This is a genomic window from Pseudomonas sp. BP01 (genome assembly GCF_022760795.1).
GTDB lineage: Bacteria > Pseudomonadota > Gammaproteobacteria > Pseudomonadales > Pseudomonadaceae > Aquipseudomonas > Aquipseudomonas putida_Q.
The window spans coordinates 1-21,397 of the sequence record NZ_JAFBKA010000029.1 but is presented as its reverse complement, the minus strand read 5'-3'; the positions used below and the strand labels follow the sequence as shown (position 1 = coordinate 21,397).

The following is a 21,397-nucleotide window of genomic DNA, read 5'->3' as shown; positions in this document are numbered from 1 at the left end:
GCTAATGGCCAATAGCTATAAATGAGGGCAGGGCAAGATAATCCGCAGGACGCTGACGTGACGAGATGGGTGTATGTCAAAGTGTGGCGTGCGTGCGCGGTTATCTGGCCTGTGCACAGAAGCGGTGTCCGCCTGGGCGCTGGCGCTGGTGGCTTTGGTGGCGGGCGGCCTGTTGACGGCCGCCTTGTCGCTTGCCGCGCATGGTTTCTACAAACAGCAGTTGCGCCAGCGTTTCGAGTTGCTGGCCAGCGAGCGCTTCAGCCGCATTGCCGAGCGTTTTGATGAACAGCAGCAGCGCCTGGACGGCCTGCGGCGGTTCTTCAGCTTTTCCAACGAAGTCACCCCGCTCGAATTTGACGGTTACGCCCGGCCATTGCTGCAGCGCACCCTGGCCTACGCCTGGGCGCCGCGTGTCGAAGCCGCGCAACGCGCCGAGTTCGAGCGCCATGCCAGTGAACATTCAGGCCCGGGCTATGTGATCCGAGACCAGGATGCACAAGGCCAGTGGCGCCCCGCGCCGCTGCGCGACCATTACTTCCCTGTGCTGTATACCCAATCTGGTGAAATGCCAGGGCTGCCCTATGGGCTGGACCTTGCCGGCCAGGCTGCATCCCAGGCTGCCCTGGCACGGGCACTCGGGCCTGGCAGCATGGCGGTGTCCGAACCCCTGGCCATGTACGAGATCCCTTCATACGCGCGTGGCTTGCTGCTGGTGGCGCCGGTGTTTTCCGACGCTAATCCGCATGGCGCAGCAGTAGGCTATGTGACGGCCTTGCTGAGCATGCGCGAGCTGGTCAGTGATGGGCGGCCAGTGGCGGCGGATGACAACCTGGTGGTGCGTATCGTTGATCCCTCCGGGTTGCAGGGGCCGGAAGTGATGTTCGACTCGCTGAACCAGGTCGCCCCCTTGTCGCTGGCCAGCAATCAGCTGTTGCACCTGGCCGATCACCACTTCCAGTTGAGCATCCTGCCGAGCCTGGCGTTCGTGCAGGCCAATCGTTCGTCGGCAGTGCTGGCGGTCGTGCTGCTGGGTGGGTTGTTGAGCCTGCTGCTCAGCGCCTTGCTGTACAGCCTGTTCAGCCAGCGCCAGCGCGCCCTGGCGCTGGTCGAGCAGCGCACCGCCGAGCTGCGGGTCAGCGAGCAGTCGCTGCGAGGCACCCACAACCAGCTACGCGGCGTGCTGGACGCGGCGACCCAGGTGGCGATCGTTGCCACCAACCTCAAGGGTGTGGTCAGTACCTTCAATGCCGGTGCAGAGCGTATGTTCGGTTACCCGGCCAGCGAGGCGATCGGCCAGTTGCACCTTGAACACCTGGTGCTGCCCGAAGAACTGAGCCTGCGCGCTCATGCGCTGAGCCTGCGCTATGGCCGCCCGATTGCCGGTGGCCAGGCTATGTTCGCCGAAACGGTTCAAGCGCATGGCGCCGAGCCTGGGGAGTGGACCTTGTTGCGCGCCGATGGCAGCCAGCTGGTAGCCAACATGCTGGTTACCGCCATGCTGGATGAACAGGGTTTGTGGGTTGGCTACCTGGCCATCTGCATCGATGTCACGGAGCGGCGTCGGGTACACGAGGCGCTGGCAGCGCGCGACCGGCTGCTGGAAAAACTCAGTGCCGAGGTGCCGGGCGGTATCTACCAGTATCGTCTGGATGCCGACGGGCATTCGTGCTTCCCCTATGCCAGCCAAGGCCTGTTCGATATCTACGAAGTCGACCTGCAGCAGTTGCGTGAGGATGCCACGCGGGTGTTCGAGCGCATCCACCCCGATGACCTGGACCGTGTGCGCCGCTCGGTGCGTTACTCGGCCGAGCACCTGGCGCCCTGGCGCGAGGAATACCGGGTGTGCCTGCCGCGAGCCGGGCTACGCTGGGTGCGGGGCGAAGCGACGCCGGAGGTGGGGGAACAAGGCTGTACCCTGTGGCATGGTTACCTGACGGATATCTCCGACCTCAAGGGCGTGGAGGAGGAATTGAGGGCGTTGTCGGTGACCGACTCGCTGACGGGTATCCATAACCGCCGCTACTTCCAGGAGCGGCTCAAGGTCGAACTGGAACGCGCCCAGCGCGACGGCCTGGCGTTGGCCGTGATCATGCTGGACATCGATCACTTCAAATGCATAAACGACCGTTTCGGTCATGCCATGGGCGACCGTGTGCTGCGCAGCTTGTGCCAGCGTATTGGCCAGCGTTTGCGGCGTACCGATGTGTTTTGCCGGCTGGGCGGGGAAGAATTCATGGTGCTGTGCCCGGGCAGTGATGCCGAGCAGGCGCGGCTGCTGGCGCTTGAGTTGTGGCAAGGGGTGCGCATGGTGCCGGTCGAGGGTGTGGGCAGGGTGACCGCCAGTTTCGGCGTCGCGGGTTGGCGGCCGGGTGAAGGGGCCGATACCTTGCTGTTACGCGCAGATGCGGGGGTGTATGCGGCCAAGCAGGCCGGGCGGGACCGGGTGGAGGGGGAGTCGGCCTGTTAGCTGCCAGTTGTCTGTGCCGGCCCTTTCGCGGCTAAAGCCGCTCCCACAGGTACTGCACAGGCCTCAAGTGCTGTGAAGATCCTGTGGGAGCGGCTTTAGCCGCGAAAGCGCCGGTACGGACAGCCAATCAGTTGGCCGCGGTGCTACCGGCCAGCTTCGGCTGACGGTACAGGTCGAGCAGGACCTGGTCGAGCACTTGCGAAGCACCCCACGGTTTTGGGTCGTTGAGAATCGCCGCCACCGCCCAGGTGTGGCCGTTGCTGTCGCGGCTGAAGCCGGCAATCGCCCGCACGGTATTCAGCGTGCCGGTCTTGATGTGCCCCTCACCGGTCATGGCGGTGCGCTTCAGGCGCTTGCGCATGGTGCCGTCCATGCCTACCAGCGGCATCGAACTCATGAACTCGGCAGCGTAGGGGCTCTTCCAGGCAGCCTGTAGCATCTGGGCCATTTCCCGGGTGCTGACCCGCTCGGCACGCGACAGGCCAGAGCCGTTCTCCATCACCAGGTGCGGCGCGGTAATGCCCTTTTTCGCCAACCATTGGCGCACTACGCGCTGCGCGGCGCGGGCATCGTCGCCGTCGGCATCGGTGCGGAACTGCGCGCCAAGGCTCAGGAACAGCTGCTGGGCCATGGTGTTGTTGCTGTATTTGTTGATGTCGCGGATCACTTCCACCAGGTCTGGCGAGAAGGCGCGCGCCAGCAGACGAGCACTCTTGGGCACGTTCTCGATGCGGTCGCCACCCTGGATGCTGCCACCCAGCTCGGTCCAGATCGCGCGCACGGCACCGGCGGCGTAGGTTGCGTGGTCGAGCAGCGACAGGTAGGTCTGCGAGTTGCAGCCGTCACCCAGTTGGCCGCTAACGGTTACGCTGATGCCATCGGCCTGGGGCACCGGGTTGTAGCGCACATCGCCTGTGCACTGCTTCGAAGCCACCGCCTTGACCTGGTTGTCGATACGGATGCTGGCAATCGGTGGCTCGACCGCGACGGTGACTTTGCCCCCATCGTTGCGGGCCACGAAGCGCAGGGCCTTGAGGTTGACCAGCAGCGAATCGGGCTTGACCAGGAACGGCTTGTTTTCATCGCCGCCGTCATCGTTGAACTGCGGCAGGTTGGGTTGCACGAAGTGGCTGCGGTCCAGCACCAGGTCACCGGTGATGGTGCGCACGCCATTGGCGCGCAGGTCACGCATCAGCAGCCACAGCTTTTCCATGTTCAGCTTCGGGTCGCCGCCCCCTTTGAGGTACAGATTGCCATTGAGCACGCCGTTGCTCAGGGTGCCATCGGTATAGAACTCGGTTTTCCACTGAAAGGTGGGGCCGAGCAGTTCGAGGGCAGCATAGGTAGTGACCAGTTTCATGGTCGAGGCCGGGTTTACCGAAACATCGGCATTGAACACGGTCGGCGTGCCGGGGCCGTCCAGCGGCAGCATTACCAGCGACAGGGCTGTGTCTTGCAGCTTGTTGGCCTTGAGCGCCTGCTGCACTTTGGCGGGCAGGGTGGTATTGACGGCGGCGGCCTGGCTGGGGAATGCGAGTGGCAACAGCAGGCTTGCAAGAACGAAGGGACGAAGCGTTTTGATCATAATGGATAAATACCCTGCGGCGAGGGAAAAGGGCATTGGGGCTGTAAGAGATGATGGCCCCACGACGAAAGAGTACGCATTATGCCCCAAGCGTAGCGACGATGCGCCACGTTCGACGGAAAAGCACCGCCAATAAAAAAGGCCACCCGCAAGGGCAGCCTTTTCAGCGATCAAGCCAGGCAGGTATCACTCAGCCTTGTTGATCGGCTTTTCCGGGTACCAGGCGTCCAGCAGCGGGCTGACTTCGATCTTGGTCAGTTCGCTACGGCCCTTCAGCCAGGTTTCAACGGCAGCGCGCTGTTCTTCGCTGGCCGAGCCGCGTTTGACCGAGCACACCAGGCCGTAATCGTCACCGCCTACATAGTCCAGGCCGTTGGCGTCCATCGCTTCTTCCAGGAACGCATCGAGGAAAGCATCGATTGCCTGGTCATCCAGATCTTCCTTGAATTCCAGGTTCAGCTCGAAGCCCAATTCCTGAAACTCGTCGACACACAGCTTTTTGCGCAGACGACGGGAGCGGTTTGTGGCCATGAAACAATCCTCTTAGGTAATAACGCCGCGCAGTCTACCAGTTAACACGTCTGGCTGCCTGCCTGAGTGCACGCGTCGGTGGCCAGTTCCTTGGCCAGAGCCCGTTCTACACGGCACATGTGCCGCGCCAGTGCCTGGCGCCGCAGGCGCAACTGGTGGGTGGGCAGGCCGCGGGCCTCCAGCGCCTCGCAGGCCTGCATCAGGTCCGGGGCTTCCAGCATGCGGGCGGCACTCAGCACCTTGTGGGCCTGCTCGGCAATGGCGTCGCTGTCATGCTCCGGATGCAGCGCCATCAAGCTGGCCAGGTCGGCCTGCAGGCTTTGCTGCAAGGCCTGCAGGAAGCGCTGGCGGTCGGCGGGGTCATGCCCGACCACTGCAGCCAGGCCGTCCAGATAGTAAAGCGTGCGCCGGGGCTTTTGCTGGCGGCGCGGGCGAATGCTCGCCAGGCGCTGGCTGAGGGTACCCAGGCTGATCGGCTTGAGCAGGCAGTCGTCCATACCGGCGCTCAGGCACTGGCGGCGCACCTCTGGCTGTGCGTTGGCGGTGTAGCCGAGAATGGTGCAGCGCAGCCGCTTGCCATGGCCCTCTTCGGCCCGGACGGCGGTCGCCAGTTGGTATCCGTTCATGTGCGGCATGTTGCAGTCGAGCACCAGCACATCAAAGTCGCCTGCGCGCCAGGCGGCCAGGCCTTCGCGGCCATCGCGGGCGCTGGCGTGCTGCAGGCCCAGGTAGCCGAGCTGCTGCGCCATCAGTTGCAGATTGGCCGGGTGGTCGTCGATCACCAGCACGTTCAGCCGCCGGTCAGGCACCTCGAGGTGTTCGAACTGCGGCGCTGGGAGCGGAGCGGCGTCAATCCGCTGCAGCGGCATCTTCAGGCGCACCTGGGTGCCAACGTCTTCCAGGCTCTTGATGGTCAGGCTGCCGCCCATCATTTCGCACAGGCTGCGGCAGATCGCCAGGCCCAGCCCTGTACCCGCGCGGGCGCCCTGGCTATGCGGGTTGGCCTGGATGAACGGATTGAACAGGCGTTGCAGGTCGTCGGCATGGATGCCGATGCCACTGTCGCGTACTTCCAGTTCCAGCACGGCAGGCATGGTGTTGCCGTTATCCAGCAGGCCGACGCAGATGCGAACCTGGCCATGCTCGGTGAACTTGATGGCGTTGCTCACCAGGTTGGACAACACCTGTTTGAAACGCAGGGGGTCGAGCAATGCGTGGCAGCGCGCGGCCGGTGCAATCATTACCTCCAGGGCCAGGCCTTTCTGGCGCGCCTGCCCTTCGAAAATACGCCCTACCGATTCGACCAGTGCTGCAAGGTCGACGGCCTCCGGGGCCAGGGACAAGTGCCCGGACTCGATGCGCGCGATATCCAGAATATCGCCGATCAGGCCCAGCAGGTCCTTGGCTGAATGGTGGGCCAGCTCCAGTGCGCTGCGGTCCACCCGGCCCTGGTCGGCGCGCTTGACTGCCAGTTCGAGCATGCCGATGACGGCATTCATCGGGGTGCGGATTTCATGGCTGATGGTGGCCAGGAAGGTGCTCTTGGCGCGGTTGGCATCGTCGGCCTGCTGCTTGGCCTGACGCAGCTCCATGACCAACTGGCGGCGCTCGCTGATGTTGATCCAGCCGCCGATGATGCCCTGCACTTCGCCCAGCGAGTCGCGGTATGGCAGTATCCAGTGATAGATGGTCATTTCGCGGCCCTTGATCCGCAGTGGCCGGTCCATGATCAACGGCGAGCCTGCGGCCATGACCTTCAGGTAGTCGGCCTGGATCTGCCGAGTCTGCTCTTCGTCGGCAAACAGGCTGCCGTCCAGCTGTTTGCCGATGACATCGTCGGAGCGGGCCTGCACAGCTTCCAGGTAGCTGTAGTTGCAGCTTTGCAGGCAGCCCTCGCGGTCGCGCACGTACATGGGGTGGGGCGTGCCGTTGAGCAGGGCGCGCATGAACGCCAGTTGGTCGTTCAGTGCCCGTTCGGCGCGCTGGCGCTGGCGGATCTGCAGGCGCAGGCGGGCGTTCCAGAGCAAGGCCAGCAACAGCAGCGCGACCATGCCCAGCACCACTTGTAGCGCAAGCTGGCTGTAGTCTTTGCCGTTGCCATCGTCGTGCTGGCCGAAGCCGCGCCAGCGGTTGTTGATCACCCCCAGCTCTTCGGGCGAGATGCTCAGCAACGCCTTGTCGAGGATCGACAGCATTGCCTGTGACGGGGTGCTGGTGGCCATGGCGAAGTTGGCGGGCTCGCTGCCGACCGTGGTGCGGATGACCAGCCCAGGGTTGCTGGCCAAGGCATGGTTGGCGTCGATCAACGTGGTGATCACTGCGTCCACGGCACCGCTGTTGAGCAATGCCATGGCATAGAACGCGCTTTCGGTCTCGACCCAGCCGATGTTCGGATAGTGCCGCGACAGCATGGCGTCCATGGCGCTGTATCGGGTAATGGCCACGCGATGCCCCTGCAACTGCTCCAGTGTGCTCAGGGCCGTATCGTCCTTGCGGCCGACCAGCACGAAGGCGCTTTCCAGGTAGGGCCGGCTGACCTGCAGGCCTTCGGTCACCCCGCCAGTGGCCAGTGCGGCAATCACATCTGCGCGGCCATCCTTGAGGCGGGCGATCATGTCGGCGATGCCGCTGGCACGCTGCACATCAAAACGCAAGCCGGTGCGCAGGCTGATGAACTCCAGCAGGTCGGCGGTGATGCCGCGAAAATGCCCCGAGCCATCGAAATACGATAGCGGCGCAGCCGTATCATCGATCGTCACGCGCATTACCGGGTGATCTTGCAGCCATTGTTCCTCGGCGTCAGTCAGTTGCAGCTTGCGGTCGGTCAGCAGCAGGTCGCTGCCGGCGCTCCAGCGTTTGAAGATGCTGGCGCGCAGGCCCGGGGTCTGGCTGTCCAGCGCGGCGTTCACCAGTGCCAGCAGCTGCGTGTCCTGCTGGCGCAAGGCAAAGCCGAAGCCGACGGCCTCGTGCTGGCCGAAATCGGCCATGCGCAGGCGCGGCAGGTGGCTGCGGTTAAGCAGGTAGTGGGTGGAAATGGTATCGCCGATGTACACGTCGGCCTGGCCGAACGCCACGGCGTTCAAGGCTTGGCTGGAGGAGCCAAAGGCCAGCACCTCGGCCATGGGATAGGTGCTGCGTACCTCCTGCTTGGGCAGGTAATGGTAAAGCATGCCCAGGCGCAGGCCGGCCAGGTCCATGTCGAGCGCCCGGCTTTCGTCTTCGCGTGTTACCAGCACCGGCTGGTCAACGGCATACGGATGCGACAGCGCCAGGCCGTCGCTGGCCGCTTCGTAGCCATTGGCGCTGCCAAGCAGGTCGATATCACCATGCCTGAGCGCCTCTACTGCCGCCTGCCGGCTGGGGAAGCGCAGCACCCGCACGGGTAACTGCAGGGCCGCGCCGATCAGGCTCGCGTACTCGGCGGTAAGGCCCTGATAGTCGCGGCCGCCACTGGTGATGTCGAACGGCGGGTAGTCCGGAGCCGACGTACCCAGTACCAGTTCCTGACGGCCTTCGAGCCATTGCCGTTGTTCGGCGGTGAGCATGGGTTGGGTCGGCGTGGCCGATGACCGCGCCAGTAACGTGTAGGACGAGGCTTCGTGATAGGTGGCCTGCGCTACGCCGCTGAGCAGCAGCAAGGCGAGCAGCAGGCGAGCGATAGGGCGCGGCATGATCACCCTCAGACCAGCGCGTTGCGTTTGGCTATTTCGATCAGGTCAACCAGTGTACTGACCTGAAGTTTGTGCATGAGGCGCTTCTTGTAGGTGCTGACAGTCTTGCTGCTGAGGAACATGCCCTTGGCAATTTCCTTGTTGCTGCGGCCTTGGGCGAAGAGTTGCAGTACCATCAGTTCGCGGTCATTCACCTGGCGGAAAAGTTGCAGCTCGGTATCGGCTGCCTGGTTGTGTTTTATTGCCTGACTGGGGAAATAGTTGTAGCCGGCCAGTACCGCCTTGATAGCACTGAGCAGTTCGCTCAGGTCTTCCTGCTTGCACACATAGCCTGCGGCGCCGGAGTGCATGCAACGCACGGCAAACAATGCGGGAGACTGGGCGGTCAATACCAGAACCTTCAATGGCAGGGCCATGGCCTGGAAGCGGGAAAGCACCTCCAGCCCGTCTAGCTTGGGGATGCTGATGTCGAGGATGACCAGGTCGGGAGCGGCTTCACGAATCATCTGCATGGCGTCCACGCCATTGTCCGACTCGCCGACAATCTTGTAATTCTGGTTTTCCAGCAACATACGGACGGCCAGGCGGATGACAGGATGGTCGTCGACAATAAATATGGAATGCATGTTCAACTTCCCTGCGGGCGATTGAGGGGACAACCGGCACCTTAACGCAGTTGGAAGTCATCGGGCATGCGTGGAAGGGCGATTGGCCCCATATGGGAAATGGCTTACAGGATAAAACAAAACGGGCTACGAAATTTGTGTGATTGGCCCAATGTCAAAGCGTGATTGGTAACTTTTCATGGGCGTTTATACATGCTGTTTAATTGGCCATCAGTATATGTAGGAAGTTTCCTGCATTGCGCGGTGCAGCACTGGCTCAAGGCCCAGGGCTGCACCGGCGTGCTTCAGGTTGGGCTGGAGCGCCCGGTCATTTCCCGGGCCATTTCGCTGGCATAGCTGTCGGTCATCCCGGCGATGAAGTCGATCATGCGCAGGAAGGCGCTGTGCAGCGAGGCATGCGGGTCTGGTGCATTGTTGCCGATCAGGTCCAGTACCCGGCGGCTCTTGAACGACGGGGTGCGCCCGCCGTGCTGTTCGAGCGCTGCGCCACAAAAGGTATTGAGCAGAATCTCCAGGGTGGTGTAGGCACCGATTTCGTGCAGGGTCTTGCGCTTGTCCTGGAAGATCTTGTTGCGTGCCATGTCCTTGGCCTGCAGCACGCAGCGCTTGGCCGGGCCGTGCATGTGCTCCACCAGGTCGCCCGCCAGGTGCCCGGCCAGCAATGCCTGCTGTTGCTCGACGAACGCGTGGGCGGCGGCGTTGGTCAGGTGCTCGATAGCTTTGCCACGCAGAATCGCCAGCTTGCGCCGACGGGAATCGCGCGGGCCGAGCTGGCGGTAGGTTTCTGGCAGGTCTTCACCGACCAGGTCAAGAAGCAGCGCTTCGACTTCGGCGTATTCCAGCAACTCCATTTCCAGGCCGTCTTCCAGGTCGATCAACGCATAGCAGATGTCATCGGCGGCCTCCATCAGGTACACCAGCGGGTGGCGCGCCCAGCGCTGCTCTTCCAGTTGCGGCATGCCCAGCTTGCGGGCGATCTGTTCCAGCAGGGGCAGTTCGCTCTGGTAGCTGCCGAATTTGTGCTTCTTGTAGCCCAGGGCGTCGGCGTGGCGTGCGCTCCAGGGGTACTTGAGGTAAGTGCCGAGGGTGGCATAGGTCAGCCGGGTACCACCGTCGAACTGGTGATACTCCAGCTGGGTGAGTACGCGAAAGCCCTGGGCGTTGCCCTCGAAATTCAAAAAGTCTGCCCGCTGGTCGTCGCTCATGTCATCCAGCCAGCCACGCCCGGCGGCCTGCTGGAACCAGTGGCGGATGGCGTCCTCGCCGGAGTGGCCGAAGGGTGGGTTGCCGATGTCGTGGGCCAGGCAGGCTGACTGCACGATCATCCCCAGGTCGCTGGGGGCGCACCAGTCCGGCAGGTTGTCGCGCAGGGTTTCGCCGACGCGCATGCCCAGCGAGCGACCGACACAGCTGACTTCCAGCGAGTGGGTCAGGCGCGTGTGGATATGGTCGTTGCTGGTAACCGGGTGCACCTGGGTCTTGCGCCCAAGGCGGCGGAAGGCGCCGGAGAAGATGATGCGGTCATGGTCTTTGTGGAAGGGGCTGCGCCCGAGTTCATCGGCGCTGTAGAGGGCTTTACCCAGGCGTTCGCGGGTGAGCAGGGTGTGCCAGTCCAAGGCGCATTCTCCTGTGGATCGAAGGAAGCAGCATATCCTGTAGGAGCAGCCTTGTGCTGCGAAGAGGCCCGTTTGATCGATACACGTGTGTCGCCGGGCCGGCCTCTTCGCAGCACAAGGCTGCTCCTGCAAAGGAACGTGCAGTGTTCAGGGGCGGCGGTTGCCTTGCAGGTACAGGCGCACCAGCGGCAGCAGGCTGCCGCCCAGGCGCACCAGACGCGCCAGGTTACCGCTGCGCACGCCCTTGCCGGTGAGGAAACCCATCGCCACCACGGCACCAATCCCCCACAGAGGCGCGTGCTTGATCCCCAGCCCTTCGTGCAGCGAGCTGCCCATGCCGCGCACGCGGCGCAGCGGCTCCATCAGTTGCCCGGACTCATGGCGGATTTCCTGGCGGTGCATTTCCATGCGCAGGCGCAGCAGTGCTTTGCGCAGTTCGCGCGGGTTACGGGTGTTTGGCAGTTGTGGCAGGCTCATGGCAACAGGCGCTCCCGGTCCTTGGCGAGTTCTTCGAGGGTGGCCCCGAATGGCGACGATTCGTCGAACACCGCTGCCTTCAGGCGCAACCCGCAGTACAGCGCGGCAAGGCCATAGAACACGCACAGGCCGATGATGCCGGCCAGGCGGTAGCTGTCCCACAGCAGCACCAGCAACAACCCGGAAAGGGCTGTGAGCAGCAGCAGGGCGAACACCAAGGCGAGGCCTGCGAACAGCAGCAGGCGCAAGGTGCGGCCTTTTTGCTCCTGCAGCTCGATGCCGAACAGTTCGATATGGCTGTGCAGCAGCCCCAGCGCAGCCGCGCCCAGGCGCTTGCCCGAGGCGCCGGCGCCGTTGGCGTCATTCTCCATGGGAACCCCTTAGCGCCGGTTGGCCAGCAGGCCGATCAACACGCCGACGCCGGCCGCGATGCCGATCGCCTGCCACGGGTTTTCCTGCACGTACTGCTCGGCGCTGCCCAGCGCAGCCTGGCCGCGTTGGCGCACCGAGTCCTGGGTCAGTTGCAGGGTTTCGCGGGCCTGGGTCAGGCGGTCGTGAATCTGTTCGCGCAATTCGTCGGCCTGGTCGCCGGCCAGGTTGGCAGTGTCGGCCAGCAACCTCTCGGTGTCGCGTACCAACGCCTGGAAGTCAGCCATCAGAATCTCTTGTGCAGTCTTTGCCGATTTGCTGGCCATGGGCCTCTCCCTGTCGATGAGTGATGGTAGTTCGAGTAATAGCACGCGCCGAAGGTTCAAGTGCCGGTGCTGGTATGGGCCTTGCTAAGGCATTGCCACGTTGCGGGGCGCCGCTGGCAGCTGTTGCGCCGATTCAGGGCGCTAGCGCAGCGGGTACCGATAAACCTTAACCCAATCCACGACAAACCCAAGAAAAAACCACGCAGGCTCCGACCCGGTCACCGAAACAGGGCAGGGGGCTGGCACCGATTCGGTGCAGGGATGCAGGTTCTTGAACTGTCCTGGTGCCTTTTCAGCAGGTCTGCCTATTTCATGGAAAACATGCACAGCGCAATGGACTCCCTGGTCCACGGTTCCAACACTCTGTTCATTCTCATGGGCGCCATTCTGGTGCTGGCCATGCACGCCGGCTTCGCGTTCCTTGAGGTGGGCACGGTACGCCACAAGAACCAGGTCAACGCCTTGTCCAAAATCCTCAGCGACTTTGCCATCTCGGCGTTGGTGTATTTCTTTATCGGTTACTGGATAGCCTACGGTGTCCATTTCTTCCAGCCGGCAGCGGCGCTGGCAGTTGACCATGGCTATGCGCTGGTCAAGTGCTTCTTCCTGCTGACGTTCGCTGCGGCGATCCCGGCGATCATCTCCGGGGGCATCGCCGAGCGCGCGCGTTTTGTGCCGCAATTGTGTGCCACGGCGTTAATCGTGGCGTTTATCTACCCGTTCTTCGAGGGTGTGGTGTGGAATGGCAACCTGGGGCTGCAAGCCTGGTTGCAGGCCCGCTTCGGTGCGCCTTTCCACGATTTTGCAGGCTCGGTGGTGGTGCATGCCATGGGCGGCTGGCTAGCCCTGGCGGCGGTGTTGCTGCTGGGCGCGCGCCGTGGGCGCTACCGCGACGGCCGTCTGGTGGCGTTTGCGCCGTCGAGCATTCCCTTTCTGGCGTTGGGGTCGTGGATTCTGATCATCGGCTGGTTCGGCTTCAACGTGATGAGTGCCCAGACGCTGCAAGGCGTCAGCGGCCTGGTAGCGATCAATTCGCTCATGGCCATGGTCGGTGGCACCCTCTCGGCCTTGCTGGCCGGGCGTAACGACCCAGGCTTTCTGCACAACGGGCCGTTGGCCGGCCTGGTGGCGATCTGCGCCGGCTCCGACCTGATGCACCCGATTGGCGCACTGGCCACCGGCCTGGTGGCCGGCGCGTTGTTCGTCTGGACCTTCACCGCAGCGCAGAACCGCTGGAAGATCGACGACGTGCTGGGCGTGTGGCCACTGCATGGCCTGTGTGGCGTGTGGGGTGGCATTGCCTGCGGCATCTTTGGCCAGGTGGCACTGGGCGGCATGGGCGGTGTCAGCCTGGTCAGCCAGTTGCTGGGCAGCCTGATGGGCGTGGTGGTGGCATTGGCCGGCGGCTTTGCCGTGTATGGCGCAATTAGGGCGCTGCATGGGCTGCGCTTGAGCCACGAGCAGGAGTTCCAAGGTGCTGACTTGTCGCTGCACCGCATCGGCGCTACCAGCCAGGATTGAGCCAGGTCAGGTGCATGACGCGCGCGACAGACCTAGAATAGGTTTCTCTGCATGCCAAACCGGGACCTGCCCCATGCTGCCTGAATGCCAACTGTTCGGTACCCTCGGCTGCCACCTGTGTGAAGTGGCCGAGGCTGTGCTGATGCCTTTCGTCGATCATGGCCTGCTGGTGGAGCTGGTCGACATTGCCGAAAGCGAGCCCTTGTTCGAACGTTACGGCCTGATCATTCCGGTGTTGCGACGTTGCGACAATGCCGCCGAGCTGCACTGGCCGTTCGATGCCGAACAGGTGGTGGCGTTCCTTGGGCAATGAGGGCAGCAGAGGAGTTGCAACCCTGCTCCATGATCGGTGATGCGAGCTGATGATCAGGTGCCGGCGCACTCTGGCGCCGTTACCTTCCCCATCATCGGAATAGTTCGCCATGTTGATCACTCCACATTTCACGCTCGATGAAATGACCGTTTCCCAGCTCGCCGCCAGGGACGGATTCGATAACAACCCGCCCCCTGAAGCCAGGGCCAACCTGCAATTGCTGTGTGGTGCGCTGGAGCAGGTGCGCGCACTGTTCGGCGCGCCGATCATCGTCAGCAGCGGTTTTCGCAGCGAGAAGGTCAACCGGTTGATCGGCGGCGCCACCAACAGCCAGCATGTACAAGGGCTGGCGGCTGACTTCACGGTAGTTGAAGTCAGCCCTCGGGAAACCGTGCGCAGGATCAGCGACAGCGCCGTGCCGTTCGATCAGCTCATCCTGGAGTTCGACAGATGGGTGCATCTGTCGGTGGCCCGGGGCATGCCGCGTCGGCAGGTTTTGACCATGCGCAAAGGCCGTGGCTACCTGGCGGGGCTGCAATGAAGCGGATTGACGGCGGCAAGGGGATGTTCGTATGCTGTATATAAATACAGTATCGAGGTAAAGCCATGCTCAACGTCGAGCAACTCAAGTACAGCGTCAACCGCATGCCCGTGGATCGGGTGGCTGACGCCGTTCTGGAACTGCGCCTCGAAGGCCTGGTGACCGACGACCGCACGCCGTTCGGTAAAGTCCATTTCAATACCTGCTTCGCCGAGATCGAGGCCTTGTTCCAGCGTGCCGGCTATCACCGAGGGCTGGATGTGGTGGGTTACCAGGGGTTGCTCTATGCCCTTTACGACCCAGGCCGTTGGGAGCCGGTGCAGGTGCTGCGCTGGCTGAAGGAACGCAGCGAGGCGATAGTCCAGGCTGGTTGAGGGCGCGTGCTTGGGCGATAATGCGCGGCCGTGAATGTTTCGAGCCCTGCCATGACCGCGCCCTTCGACCCCGCCCGCCAGCAAGCCAGCACGGTGTGCCTGCCCCCCGGTAACTGGGCGACGGTGCTCGATTGCCTGTGCGACCATTTCAAGGCCATCGACCGCGCTCAGTGGCTCGACCGTTTTGCCCGTGGCCGGGTGCTGGATGCAGAGGGCCGGGCGGTTGCCGCCGAGTTACCCTACAAGCGTGGCATGCGTTTGCACTACTTCCGCGAAGTGCCGAACGAGCGGCCGATCCCGGTGCAGGAGGTGGTACTGCACGCGGATGAACACCTGGTGGTGGCAGACAAGCCGCATTTCCTGCCGGTGACGCCAACCGGTGAATACGTCGAGCAGACCTTGCTGCGCCGCCTGATCCGTAGCCTGGATAACCCGCACCTGGTGCCGTTGCACCGCATTGACCGGCACACCGCCGGGCTTGTGCTGTTTTCCGCCAACCCGCACAGCCGCAGCGCCTACCAGCGCCTGTTCCCTGAACGGCGCATCGACAAGCGCTACCAGGCCATTGCGGCGGCTATGCCGCAGCATGCATTTCCACTGGTGCACAAAAGCCGCCTGGTGCATGGCGAGCCGTTTTTCCGTATGCATGAGGTGAACGGTGACGCCAACAGTGAAACCCTGGCCGAGGTGCTGGAAAAGAACGGCGAGCTGTGGCGCTACGGGCTTTCGCCAGTGACTGGCAAGACCCATCAGTTGCGCGTGCACATGGCAGCCTTGGGGGCGGCGATCTGCAATGACCCGTTCTATCCGCAGTTGGTTAATGCAGAGGATGACTACCAGCGGCCGCTGAAACTGCTGGCGCAGAGCTTGCGTTTCGAGGACCCGTTGAGCGGCGAAGAGCGCTATTTCGAGAGCCGCCTGCGGCTGGATTGGTAAAACAGACAGCAGGCATGCGCGGTCCTTGTGGGAGCGGGCATGCCTGCGAACACCGGCAGCGGTGGAGTGCCAGGTCGCGAGCGTTAGCGGTTGAACCGCTCCACCAGCGAATACTGGCTACCCGCCGTGCTGGTCAGTTCCTCGCTCAGCAGCGCCGAATGCTGCGCCTGTTCGGCGGTCTGGTCGGCCAGTTCGGCAATCGTGCTGATGTTGCGGCTGATTTCGTCGGCCACTGCAGTCTGCTCTTCGGTCGCGGCGGCAATCTGGGTGGCCATGTCGGTGATGTTGGCCACCGCTTCGCTGATCCCCACCAGTGCCTCGTCAGCCTGCATCACGCGGTCGACGCCTTCCTGCGCCTGGCGGTGGCCGGTTTCCATGGTCAGCACGGCGTTGCTGGCGGTTTGTTGCAGCTTGGCGATCAGGCCGTGGATCTGCCCGGTGGACTCGGCAGTGCGCTGGGCCAACTGACGCACTTCGTCGGCCACCACGGCAAAGCCACGGCCCATTTCACCGGCACGCGCCGCTTCGATGGCCGCATTCAGTGCCAGCAAGTTGGTCTGGTCGGCAATGCCCTTGATCACATCGACCACACCACCAATCTCGTCGCTGTCCTTGGCCAGTTGGGTGACCGTCTGACCGGTTTCGCCCACCGCTGCCGACAGGCGTTCGATGGCCTCGCGGGTTTCCCCGGCAATCTGCCGGCCTTGGCTGGTCAGGCGGTTGGCTTCCTGGGTGGCGTCGGCGGTGCGCTGTACGTGGTTGGCCACTTCCTGGGTGGTGGCGGCCATCTGGTTGACGGCGGCGGCGACCTGCTCGGTCTCTACCCGCTGGCGCTCCAGCCCAGAGGAACTCTTGTGCGCCAGGGCGTCGGACTGGCGCGCCTGGTCGCTGAGGTGTTCGGCACTGTCTTGCAAGCGGGTCAGGCAGGTTTTCATGCGGGCATCCTGGCTGAGCATGGCCATTTCCAGACGCGCCTGCACGCCACGGCTGTCGGTGAACATCTGCGCGATCAGCGGGTCGGAGGTGGTCTGTTCGGCCAGGCGCAACAGGCGCTTGAGGCCGCGCTGCTGCCAGCTCAAGCCCAGCAGGCCCAGGGGTACGGATAGCCCGGCAGCCAAGGCAAAGCCCCAGGAATGGCCCAGCCAGTTGCCGATCAGGAAGCCCACCTGGCTGATCAGGATGAAAGGCAACCAGTCCTGCAGCACCGGCAGCCACTTGTCCCTGCGAGGTACCGCTGGCTTGCCCTGGTTGATGCGCTGGTAGAGTGCTTCGGCGCGGCGAATCTGCTCAGCGGTTGGCTTGACCCGCACCGACTCGAAACCGACAACCTGGTTGTTGTCGTAAATCGGTGTGACATAGGCGTTGACCCAGTAGTGGTCGCCGGACTTGCAGCGGTTCTTGACGATGCCCATCCACGGCTGGCCCTGCTTCAGGGTTTGCCACATATGGGCAAACACGGCAGGCGGCACGTCGGGGTGGCGTACCAGGTTATGCGGCGCGCCGGTCAACTCTTCGCGGGTGAAACCACTGATGTCGATGAAGGCATCGTTACAGTAGGTGATCACGCCCTTGGCGTTGGTGGTGGAGATCAACCGCTGCTGGGCAGGGAAAGTCCGTTCTCTCTGGGTAATCGGCTGGTTGTTACGCATGGGGTGATAGTCCGCAGGGCTTTGGACAGGTATCGGCAAGCCACTGGTTTTATTGAATGATTATTTAATGGGGCTGGGGTTGGTTCGTCGTTGGAGCTCTGGCGCCTGTGAAATCGAGCGCCGCGCGGGCGGCGCTCGGTCTCGAGAGCGCCGCAAATCTGCAGCCGAATCTCCCAGCCTCAGCCAGCGATCATCTGTCGCAACACATAGTGCAGAATTCCACCGGCCTTGAAGTACTCCACCTCATTCAGGGTATCGATCCGGCACAGCACCTCGATCTGTTCCTGCTGCCCATCTTCGCGGGTAATGCGCAACGGCAGGCTCATGCCCGGGCGGATCTGCGCGCCGTCCAAGCCCAGCACATCTATCCGCTCTTTGCCGGTCAGCACCAGTTGCTTGCGGTCGTGGCCGGCCTTGAACTGCAGCGGCAGCACGCCCATGCCCACCAGGTTGGAGCGGTGAATGCGCTCGAAACTCTCCGCCAGCACCGCTTTGATGCCCAGCAGGTTGGTACCCTTGGCCGCCCAGTCGCGGCTCGAGCCGGTGCCATACTCCTGGCCGGCAATCACCACCAGCGGGGTGCCTTCCTGCTGGTAGCGCATGGCCGCGTCGTAGATCGACATCTTCTCGCCCGTGGGCACGTGCAAGGTGTTGCCGCCTTCCTCACCGCCCAGCATTTCGTTGCGGATACGGATGTTGGCGAAGGTGCCGCGCATCATCACTTCATGGTTGCCACGCCGCGAGCCATAGGAGTTGAAATCGCGTGGCTCCACGCCTTTCTCGCGCAGATAGCGCCCGGCAGGGCTGTCGGCCTTGATGTTGCCAGCCGGTGAGATATGGTCGGTGGTCACCGAGTCGCCCAACAGCGCCAGTACCCGCGCACCGTGGATGTCGGCAATCTGTGGCGGCGGCCCGCCGATGTCGTCGAAGAACGGCGGATGCTGGATATAGGTTGAGTCGGCCTGCCATACGTAGGTGGCAGCCTGTGGCACCTCGATGGCCTGCCACTGCGCATCGCCGGTAAACACTTCAGCGTATTCCTTGTGGAACATCGCGGTATCGACCTTGGCCACGGCCGCAGCAATTTCCTGCTGGCTTGGCCAGATATCCTTCAGGTACACCGGTTGGCCGTCCTTGCCTGTGCCCAGCGGGTCGCGGGTCAGGTCCAGGCGCACGCTGCCGGCCAGCGCGTAAGCCACTACCAGCGGTGGCGAGGCCAGCCAGTTGGTCTTGACCAGCGGGTGCACGCGGCCTTCGAAGTTGCGGTTGCCCGACAGCACCGAGGCCACGGTGAGGTCAGCGCTGCCGATGGCTTGCTCGATCGCTTCGTCCAGCGGGCCGGAGTTGCCGATGCAGGTGGTGCAGCCATAGCCGACCAGGTCGAAGCCCAGTTGGTCGAGGTAGGGGGTGAGCCCGGCTGCCTTGAAGTAGTCGGTGACCACCTTGGAGCCCGGCGCCAGAGAGCTCTTGACCCAGGGTTTGCGTTGCAGGCCTTTTTCCAGGGCCTTTTTCGCCACCAGCCCGGCCGCCATCATCACACTGGGGTTGGAGGTGTTGGTGCACGAGGTGATCGCGGCAATCACCACGGCGCCATCGCGCAGGGTGTGAGTCTGGCCTCCATGGCTGTAGTCGATCTCGCCAGCCTGGTCGGCGTTGCCCACCGCCACGCCGCCGCCGCCCTCGCTTTCCAGGCGGCCGACTTCCTTGGCCAGCGGTTTGGGCTGCAGTTCGATGAAATGGTCAAAGGCCTGGCTGACCTGGCCCAGCGCCACGCGGTCCTGCGGCCGTTTCGGCCCGGCCAGGCTTGCTTCGACCTCGTGCATGTCCAGTTCCAGGCTGTCGCTGAACAACGGCTCCTGCCCCGGCAGGCGCCACAGGCCCTGGGCCTTGCAGTACTGCTCGACCAGTTGCACAGTCGCGTCTGGTCGGCCCGACAGGCGCAGGTAGTCCAGCGTCACCTGGTCAACCGGGAAGAAACCGCAGGTGGCGCCATATTCCGGTGCCATGTTGGCGATGGTCGCACGGTCAGCCAGGGGCAGTTCGGCCAGGCCGTCGCCATAGAACTCGACGAACTTGCCCACCACACCCTTCTTGCGCAGCATCTGCGTTACCGTCAGCACCAGGTCGGTGGCGGTAATGCCTTCGCGCAGCTTGCCGGTCAGTTTGAAGCCGATTACCTCGGGGATCAGCATCGACACGGGTTGGCCGAGCATGGCCGCCTCTGCTTCAATGCCGCCGACACCCCAGCCGAGCACGCCCAGGCCATTGATCATGGTGGTGTGCGAGTCGGTACCGACCAGGGTGTCGGGGAAGGCGTAGGTGCGGCCATCGGCTTCACGGGTCCACACCGTGCGGCCCAGGTACTCCAGGTTGACCTGGTGGCAGATGCCGGTGCCCGGCGGTACTACGCGGAAGTTGTCGAAGGCGCTCTGGCCCCAGCGCAGGAAGGCATAGCGCTCGCCGTTGCGCTGCATTTCGATATCCACGTTCTCGCCGAAGGCTTTTGGGGTGCCGTAATGGTCGACCATTACCGAGTGGTCGATCACCAGGTCCACCGGTGACAACGGGTTGATCCGCTGCGGGTCGCCGCCGGCCTTGGCCATTGCCGCGCGCATGGCGGCCAGGTCGACCACGGCCGGCACGCCGGTGAAGTCCTGCATCAGCACACGCGCCGGGCGGTACTGGATCTCGCGGTCAGAGCGCCGCTCGCTCAGCCACTGGGCGATGGCGCGCAAGTCGTCGCCGGTGACGGTATGGCCGTCCTCCCAGCGCAGCAGGTTTTCCAGCAGCACCTTCAGCGACATGGGCAGGCGTTGCAGGTCACCCAACTGGCGGGCGGCCTCGGTAAGGCTGAAATAGTGGTAGGTCTGGTTCCCGACCTGGAGGGGCTTGAGGGTGTTCAGGCTATCGAGCGAGGGCATTGCCAACTCCTTCTGCGCCGGTGCCCGGCAAATACTCAAGGTCTGCCGGTGTCACCGCTCTGTGTCGATCCGCACGGTACGGACCTGGCTGAGTGGTCAGGTTAGACCGCTTTGCGGCCCCTGACCCTTTTCTGGACCGGCGGGGCGTGTCGCAGGTTCCGAACTTCCTTTATTATCGCCGCCCTGCCGGCGCCTGTTGCGCGCCAGCCGTAGTGGAGTGAGAGATGAATACCCTGTTCATGCATTGCCGGCCCGGTTTCGAGGGCGAGGTGTGCGCCGAAATCAGCGAACATGCCGCCCGCCTGGGCATTGCGGGCTATGCCAAAGGCAAGCCGCACAGTGCCAGCGCCGAGTTTGTCTGTACCGAAGAAGGCGGCGCCGAGCGGCTGATGGGGGCGCTGCGTTTCAACGAGCTGATTTTCCCGCGCCAGTGGGCCCGGGGCGGTTATGTCGAACTGCCGGAAACTGACCGCATCAGTGTGCTGCTGGCGGAGCTGGCCGATTTGCCTGTGTTCGGCAGCCTGTGGCTGGAAGTGCTGGACAGTAACGAAGGCAAGGAATTGTCTACCTTTTGCCGCAAGTTCGAAGTGCCGCTGCGCAAGGCGCTGGAAAAGGCCGGCCGCCTGGTTGACGACGCCAGCCGCCCACGCCTGCTGCTCACCTTCATCAGCGGCCGGCGGGTGTTCGCCGGCGTTGCCCCGGCCAACAACAGTGCCCTGTGGCCCATGGGCATTCCGCGCCTGAAATTCCCCCGCGAGGCACCCAGCCGCTCGACGCTCAAGCTGGAAGAAGCATGGCACCAGTTCATCCCGCGCGAGCAGTGGGACCAGCGCCTGGGCGATGACATGACCGGCGTTGATCTGGGCGCTTCGCCGGGTGGCTGGACTTACCAGTTGGTGCGCCGTGGCATGCTGGTGACCGCCATCGACAACGGCCCGATGGCCGAAAGTCTGATGGACACCGGCCTGGTTCAGCACCTGATGGCTGATGGTTTTACCTGGCAGCCAAAGCAGCCGGTGGACTGGATGGTGTGCGACATTGTCGAGAAGCCGGCGCGCACCACCTCGCTGATCGAAACCTGGTTGGGCGAGGGGTTGTGCCGCGAGGCAGTGGTCAACCTGAAACTGCCGATGAAGCAGCGCTATGCCGAAGTGCGCCGGCTGCTCGACCGCATGGAGGCGACGTTCAAGGCGCGCAAGATCAGGGTGTCGATTGCCTGCAAGCAGCTGTACCACGACCGTGAGGAAGTGACTTGCCACCTGCGCCGGCTCGATCTGAAACCGCGCTGATCAGCGCGCCTATCGCTTTGCTCTTGCTTCGGCTTTTGCTTCTGAACGCGCGATAGTCCAGGCGACGCAGATTGCGACTTCAGGAGGCCGAGCGCAGGGCTTGCGAAGGGAGGTGACGGGCATGGATGCCCGTCAAGCGCTGGGCCCCAGGATGGGGCCTGCAGCGCGGTCCTCCCGGGAGCAAG

17 protein-coding genes are annotated in these 21,397 nt (G+C 63.5%); 7 read left to right on the top strand and 10 right to left on the bottom strand.

What is annotated here, in order from left to right; all coding sequences use genetic code 11:
* The first annotated feature begins 73 nt into the window (after positions 1 to 73).
* Positions 74 to 2,467 (top strand): diguanylate cyclase, encoded by a 2,394-nt coding sequence (locus tag JOY50_RS22090; protein WP_243055857.1) that lies wholly within the window; start codon positions 74 to 76, stop codon positions 2,465 to 2,467.
* 127 nt (positions 2,468 to 2,594) lie between these two features.
* Here JOY50_RS22090 and dacB read toward each other — a convergent pair whose 3' ends face one another.
* The 8 genes from dacB to JOY50_RS22050 all read right to left on the bottom strand — a co-directional run bounded on the left by dacB (position 2,595) and on the right by JOY50_RS22050 (position 11,668).
* The gene (gene dacB / locus JOY50_RS22085) at positions 2,595 to 4,052 is read right to left on the bottom strand and encodes a D-alanyl-D-alanine carboxypeptidase/D-alanyl-D-alanine-endopeptidase (RefSeq protein ID WP_132846561.1); all 1,458 of its coding nucleotides are present in this window, start codon (positions 4,050 to 4,052) and stop codon (positions 2,595 to 2,597) included.
* Between the two features lie 186 nt (positions 4,053 to 4,238).
* Positions 4,239 to 4,583 carry a YggL family protein gene (locus JOY50_RS22080; RefSeq protein WP_016500779.1) on the bottom strand — a complete coding sequence of 115 codons (345 nt, stop codon included), beginning with the start codon at positions 4,581 to 4,583 and terminating at the stop codon, positions 4,239 to 4,241.
* A 41-nt stretch (positions 4,584 to 4,624) separates the two neighbouring features.
* Positions 4,625 to 8,254 carry an ATP-binding protein gene (locus tag JOY50_RS22075; RefSeq protein ID WP_243055855.1) on the bottom strand — a complete coding sequence of 1,210 codons (3,630 nt, stop codon included), beginning with the start codon at positions 8,252 to 8,254 and terminating at the stop codon, positions 4,625 to 4,627.
* Between the two features lie 8 nt (positions 8,255 to 8,262).
* The gene (locus JOY50_RS22070; RefSeq protein ID WP_019473191.1) at positions 8,263 to 8,880 is read right to left on the bottom strand and encodes a response regulator transcription factor; all 618 of its coding nucleotides are present in this window, start codon (positions 8,878 to 8,880) and stop codon (positions 8,263 to 8,265) included.
* A 284-nt stretch (positions 8,881 to 9,164) separates the two neighbouring features.
* The gene (locus JOY50_RS22065) at positions 9,165 to 10,496 is read right to left on the bottom strand and encodes a deoxyguanosinetriphosphate triphosphohydrolase (RefSeq protein WP_132846559.1); all 1,332 of its coding nucleotides are present in this window, start codon (positions 10,494 to 10,496) and stop codon (positions 9,165 to 9,167) included.
* 147 nt (positions 10,497 to 10,643) lie between these two features.
* Positions 10,644 to 10,973, bottom strand: coding sequence for a hypothetical protein (locus JOY50_RS22060; protein WP_019473189.1), 330 nt, complete (start codon positions 10,971 to 10,973; stop codon positions 10,644 to 10,646).
* Positions 10,970 to 11,344 (bottom strand): phage holin family protein, encoded by a 375-nt coding sequence (locus JOY50_RS22055; RefSeq protein ID WP_019473188.1) that lies wholly within the window; start codon positions 11,342 to 11,344, stop codon positions 10,970 to 10,972. Before JOY50_RS22055 ends, JOY50_RS22060 begins: the two co-directional genes overlap by 4 nt.
* A 9-nt stretch (positions 11,345 to 11,353) precedes the next feature.
* Positions 11,354 to 11,668 (bottom strand): YqjD family protein, encoded by a 315-nt coding sequence (locus JOY50_RS22050; protein ID WP_019473187.1) that lies wholly within the window; start codon positions 11,666 to 11,668, stop codon positions 11,354 to 11,356.
* A 312-nt stretch (positions 11,669 to 11,980) separates the two neighbouring features.
* Here JOY50_RS22050 and JOY50_RS22045 point away from each other — a divergent pair, with 312 nt between their 5' ends.
* The 5 genes from JOY50_RS22045 (at position 11,981) to JOY50_RS22025 (ending at position 15,353) form a co-directional block, all read left to right on the top strand.
* Positions 11,981 to 13,189 carry an ammonium transporter gene (locus JOY50_RS22045; protein ID WP_026034646.1) on the top strand — a complete coding sequence of 403 codons (1,209 nt, stop codon included), beginning with the start codon at positions 11,981 to 11,983 and terminating at the stop codon, positions 13,187 to 13,189.
* 73 nt (positions 13,190 to 13,262) lie between these two features.
* On the top strand, positions 13,263 to 13,502 hold the full coding sequence (locus tag JOY50_RS22040; protein ID WP_019473185.1) for a glutaredoxin family protein: 240 nt from the start codon (positions 13,263 to 13,265) through the stop codon (positions 13,500 to 13,502).
* Positions 13,503 to 13,611: 109 nt separating this feature from the next.
* Entirely contained in the window at positions 13,612 to 14,043 is a 432-nt protein-coding gene (locus tag JOY50_RS22035) for a D-Ala-D-Ala carboxypeptidase family metallohydrolase (protein ID WP_132846558.1), read from the top strand.
* Between the two features lie 65 nt (positions 14,044 to 14,108).
* Positions 14,109 to 14,417, top strand: a complete 309-nt coding sequence (locus JOY50_RS22030) for a hypothetical protein (protein ID WP_016485613.1) — start codon at positions 14,109 to 14,111, stop codon at positions 14,415 to 14,417.
* 51 nt (positions 14,418 to 14,468) lie between these two features.
* Positions 14,469 to 15,353, top strand: coding sequence for a pseudouridine synthase (locus JOY50_RS22025; RefSeq protein WP_243055853.1), 885 nt, complete (start codon positions 14,469 to 14,471; stop codon positions 15,351 to 15,353).
* A gap of 83 nt (positions 15,354 to 15,436) precedes the next feature.
* Here the strand turns inward: JOY50_RS22025 and JOY50_RS22020 are convergent, their stop codons facing one another.
* Together JOY50_RS22020 and acnA are read right to left on the bottom strand one after the other, a co-directional pair.
* Positions 15,437 to 17,002: a PAS domain-containing methyl-accepting chemotaxis protein gene (locus JOY50_RS22020; RefSeq protein WP_028614034.1), complete on the bottom strand. Its 1,566-nt coding sequence runs from the start codon at positions 17,000 to 17,002 to the stop codon at positions 15,437 to 15,439.
* Positions 17,003 to 17,181: 179 nt separating this feature from the next.
* Positions 17,182 to 19,923: an aconitate hydratase AcnA gene (gene acnA, locus JOY50_RS22015; RefSeq protein WP_132846556.1), complete on the bottom strand. Its 2,742-nt coding sequence runs from the start codon at positions 19,921 to 19,923 to the stop codon at positions 17,182 to 17,184.
* Between the two features lie 224 nt (positions 19,924 to 20,147).
* On the opposite strand from acnA, the gene rlmM reads away from it, so the two are divergent.
* The gene (gene rlmM, locus JOY50_RS22010; RefSeq protein ID WP_197899409.1) at positions 20,148 to 21,212 is read left to right on the top strand and encodes a 23S rRNA (cytidine(2498)-2'-O)-methyltransferase RlmM; all 1,065 of its coding nucleotides are present in this window, start codon (positions 20,148 to 20,150) and stop codon (positions 21,210 to 21,212) included.
* Positions 21,213 to 21,397: the final 185 nt, after the last annotated feature.